The organism is Streptomyces sp. NPDC055815 (assembly GCF_053616475.1).
In genome coordinates this window covers 1-4,452 of the sequence record NZ_JBSHDU010000166.1, presented here as the reverse complement: position 1 = coordinate 4,452, position 4,452 = coordinate 1, and the positions used below count along the sequence as shown (strand labels likewise).

Annotated in this window: 1 protein-coding gene; it reads right to left on the bottom strand. The window is 67.6% G+C overall.

Translation table 11 applies throughout. The annotated features are described in order from the left end of the window. Positions 1–12 precede the first annotated feature (12 nt). Positions 13–4,452, bottom strand: a 4,440-nt coding sequence (locus tag ACWGN5_RS41685; protein WP_453524218.1) for a golvesin C-terminal-like domain-containing protein, incomplete at its 5' end; no start/stop codon positions are given.

The following is a 4,452-nucleotide window of genomic DNA, read 5'->3' as shown; positions in this document are numbered from 1 at the left end:
GCTGGAATCATGTCACCATCCGCTCCCCCCGTAGATGGTGGTGAAGCTGGTTCCGCCGGCCACGTCGACACCGGTCACCAAGGTGACGCCGCCCCCGACGGTGTACACGGGATCACCGTCACTGTTGACCACCCACGGATTGCTGAAGTCCGTGGGGAACGACCATTCGTCCGCGGAGTTCACCGCCCGGCCGTACAGGCCGTGGACGCCGAGCAGCGGGCCGACCGACGCATCGGCCCCGACGCCGGAGCCGGCGAGCTGGTTGAAGCTGTCGGCGTTGCTCCAGACGATGTCGAGGCTCGCGGAGGCTCCGTCGCCGACGGCCGGTCCGTGGCTCTCGGTGAAGCCGATGTCGTAGTCGCCGTTGCTGGTCTGGACGACCATGAAGCAGCCCTGCTCCGCGTAGCCGGTGAACATCGCACCGCCGATTCCGGCGCAGATGCCGGTGGAGCCGCCGTCGCTGCCGCCCTGGGTGAAGCCGGTCAGCAGCGTGTGGGTCACGCCACCGAGGAAGTTCTCCCACGCCGGGATGGGCTTGGGCTGCGGTGCCGGGGCCGGCTCGTCGGTGTCCGTGGACGGCGTGTCGTCCGTGGTCAGCTGCCAGCCGTTGCCCCACTCGCCCGGACCGGACGGAAGCTCCTCCGTGTCCTGGTTCATCCGGGGGCAGGTGAAGCTGTTGTACCCCATGCAGTCCGGCTCGTGGCCGTCCAGCTCCACCCGGCCGACCGGGTTGCCGCCGGTGAAGGCGTAGCGGTTGCCGGTCACCGGATCGGCACCGAGCCGCATGTCGGCGAGCGCGCCGTTGTACATGTCACGGGTGGTGAAACGGTTGAGCTCGGGCTTGTAGTCGCGGAAGCCCATGTCGTACGTGCCCGAGGAGACGTCCCACCGCTTGGCGTTGTAGCGGTACGGGTTGAACGCGTCCTTGGCCGGGTCGTCCGGGTCCGGCTTGTCGCGGCCGGTGAACTCGCCCGCCTCGTCCTTGCCGTAGGCCGTGTACCCGTACGTCGCCGAGGTGTCGCCGGCCGCCGTGGTGACGGTCTCCACGTCGCCGCGTGCGTTGTAGCCGTACACGCCCAGTTCCTGGGCGGCTCCCGGGTTCTTGAGCTGGGACAGCCGCTCGCCCCAGGGCGAGTACTGGTACGAGGCCGTGACCGCGCCCGCGACCTCCTCGCTCAGCACGTCGGCGGACAGGCCGAGGTAGTTGAACGTGGTGGTCTTGCCGCCGCCCGTCTTGCTGGTCGTGCGGTCGAACGGGTCGAAGGCGTACTGCGTGACCGACTGGCCGCCGCCGCTGGTGAGCCTGGACGTCTCGACCACGTGGTCGAAGCCGTCGTAGGTGTTGCGCTCCACCACCTTGCCGCCGCCGGTGACCGTCTCCAGGCGGCCGAAGGGGTCGTAGTTGTAGTTCGCCACCGCCCCCGAGACCGTCGCCGACAACAGCCGGTCACGGTCGTAGGTGAAGCTGGACGACACTCCCTTGACCGTCTGTGCGACGACGTTGGCGTTGTCGTCGTGGACGTACGTCTCCGTGGACGCGTTCGTGCCGGTCTTGGTGACCTTCGCGATGCGGTCGACGGGGTCGTAGACGTAGGCGGCGGTGACGTCGATGTACGTCGACGCCGCGTCCGCGCTCATCTTCCGGCCGGTGTCCTGCGCCGGATTGCCGTTGGCGTCGTAGCTCAGGGTGTGCTGGGAGACGAGCGTGCCGTTCGCCTTCTTCTCGGTGCGGGTCTTCGCGGACCCGTCGAGGAAGTAGGTGTGGTCGACGGTGTTGCCGTTGGCCTGGGTCTCCTTCAGCTTCTGGCTGCGGGCGGTGTAGGTGTACGAGCTGACCTTCGGGGAACCGTCGGTCGCGGAGGTCCCGACGGACACCGACGCGACGAGGTCGCGCAGGTCGTACGTGTACGTGGAGTACTGGTCGGGGTGTGCGACCGTCTCCGGCAGGCCGTTGCGGTCGTAGGTGAAGGAGGTGGCCTTCTTCTCCTGGCCGCCGGCCGACTCGGTGACCTTCTGGACCTGGTTGAGGCCCGTGTAGGCGACCGCGTAGGTGTCGATCCGGGCACCGGAGGAGGTGTCGCCGATCGACGTCAGATTGGCGTTCACGTCGTATCCGTACGTGAAGCCGTTCTTCTCGGTGTCGGTCTCGCCGGACGCGTTCCGGACGAGCTTGACGCCGTCGGCGACCACCGCGCCGCCGCTGTTCTGGAACAGCTGGAGCTTCGCGGCACCGCTCTGGGTGAAGGAGTACGAGCCGAGCGCGAACCACGTGCCGTCGCCGGTGCTCTGGTTGATCACCTTGTCCGTGGTGCCGCCCGCGTGGCTGACCGTGTACTTCGCGGTCGTGGCCGCGCCGGTGACCTTCGGGTACTTCACGTACGCGGTGTACGTGCCGTCCTTAGGGATGTTCAGCGTCCAGGTGAAGGCGTCCGTGCCGGTTCCGGCGGCGTGGACCTGGTGGTCGTAGCCGTGCTGGCCGCTGACGCTCGCCTTCGTCCACGTGCCGGTCGAGGTGGTGTTCTGCGTGTCCGAGTTGTCGACGAGCACCACCGCGCTGCCGACGGGCACGCCGTCGTCCGACCGCGACTTGAGCTTGCCGTCGGGGAAGTACGACCACGTCATCGTGCGGTTCGAGGAGCCGCCCGCCGAGGCGAGGGTGCGCGCGGTCTGCTTGCCCAGTTCGTTGTAGTCGTAGGTGGTGACGATGGCCCACGGGTCGGTCGACGACTCGACCCAGCCGTTGTCGAAGTACGTGTACGTGGTGTCGTTGCGGACGGTCTGTCCCTCGGACGGCGGTGCCGACACGGTCTTCACCCGGCCGACCTCGTCGTACGTCGTCTCGGTCCAGACCTTCTTGTTGTAGCGGGCGTCCGCAGGGTCGTACGGCTGGATCTGCCGCTTCGCCCGGTTCAGCGCGTCGTAGGTGGTCTCCGTGGTGAAGTCGTCGGCGGCCGCGGTGTCGACGCCGCGCGGGCTGATCACCTTGGTGGTGTTGCCGACCTGGTCGTACTCGTACTTCGTCGTCCGGAGCGTGGTCCCCTCGTACGGGGCCTTGACCTCCTGCTTCTTCCCGCGCTCGTCGTGGACGACGGTCGTGGTGTTGTTCTCGGCGTCGGTCGTGGAGACGACCAGGGAGTCCTTGTCGTAGCCCTTCCTGGTGGTCTTGCCGGCGGCATCGGTGACCGAGGTCACCCGGTGGTCCAGGTCGTACGCCGTCCTGGTGGTGAAGTCGGTGGTGTCGGCGGACGCGTTCTTCTTCGGGTCGACGACCGTGACCAGGTTGCCGACGTTGTCGTACTCGTAGGACAGCTTGTGCCCGGCCGCGTTGACGACGGACGTCAGCTGGTTGACCGCGTCGTAGGTCCGCGTCGTGCGGTAGTCGGACGGGTCGCCCGTGGTCAACGTCCCCTTGGGCTCGGTGGTCGACGTGAGGTTGCCGGCCTTGTCGTACGTGTAGGCCGTCCGGCGCTCGCCCGACGTGGTCGTGTCCTGCGGAGCCGTGGCGGAGACGACCTGGTCGACCGCGTCGTAGAGGGCCGTGGACACGGCCCCGTTCGGCGCCGTCGACGTGACGATGTTGTCATTGGCGTCATAGACCGGCGCGGGCGTGGTGATGAGGGTGCCCTGGTCCTGCTTCTTCGGGACGGTCCGCCCCAGCGTGCGACCGAAGACGTCGTACGACTGGGTGGTCTTCTTGCCCAGGGCGTCGGTGACCTCGGTGACCTGGCCCCGGTCGTCGTAGACGAACCACGTCGGGTTGGTCAGCGCGTCCGTGATCTTCGTGGGGTAGCCGGTCGGCCCGAAACCGCTGTTGACGGTCGCGTTGCCGTTGGCGTCGATCGCCTTGGTGAGCTGGCCGTAGGAGTCGTACTCGTACGTCGTGGTGTAGTCACCGGGGGTGCCGGTGGTCGCGACGCCCTTCGGGTCCGTGACGGTCTTCAGGTTGCCGAAGGTGTCGTACCCGAACTGCCACTTCCGCCCCTGGGGAGACGTCTTGGTGATCAGGTCGGCGGAGAAGCCGTCGGCACGCGTCTGGTAGGCGTACTGAGCGGAGTCGGCCGGATAGGTGCCCGGCGCGCAGTCGCTCTGCGCGGGAACACCGGCCTTGTTGTTCTCGGCGTCGCGCTGCCAGAGCGGGTAGCCCGTCTTCTGGTCGTAGCAGTACGCGGTCTTGGCGCCGTTGGCCTCTTCCAGGTACGTGACGTTGTTGTCCGCGTCCCAGGCCAGTTTGGTGGTCTCGGACTTGGCGTTGGTGTTCTGTACCGGGCGGCCGAAGTCGTCGGCCACGTAGTCGGTGGCGTGCGACTCCGCGTCGGTGACCTTGGTGTCGGTGAACTTGGCGTTCCCGGCGTTCACGGAGTAGGCGAAGCCCGTGGTGCCCTGGAGACGGTCGGTGATCGTCTTGGTCCACCAGTGGTACTTCGGGTCGTCCCCGGCCTGCGGCGCGTAGTA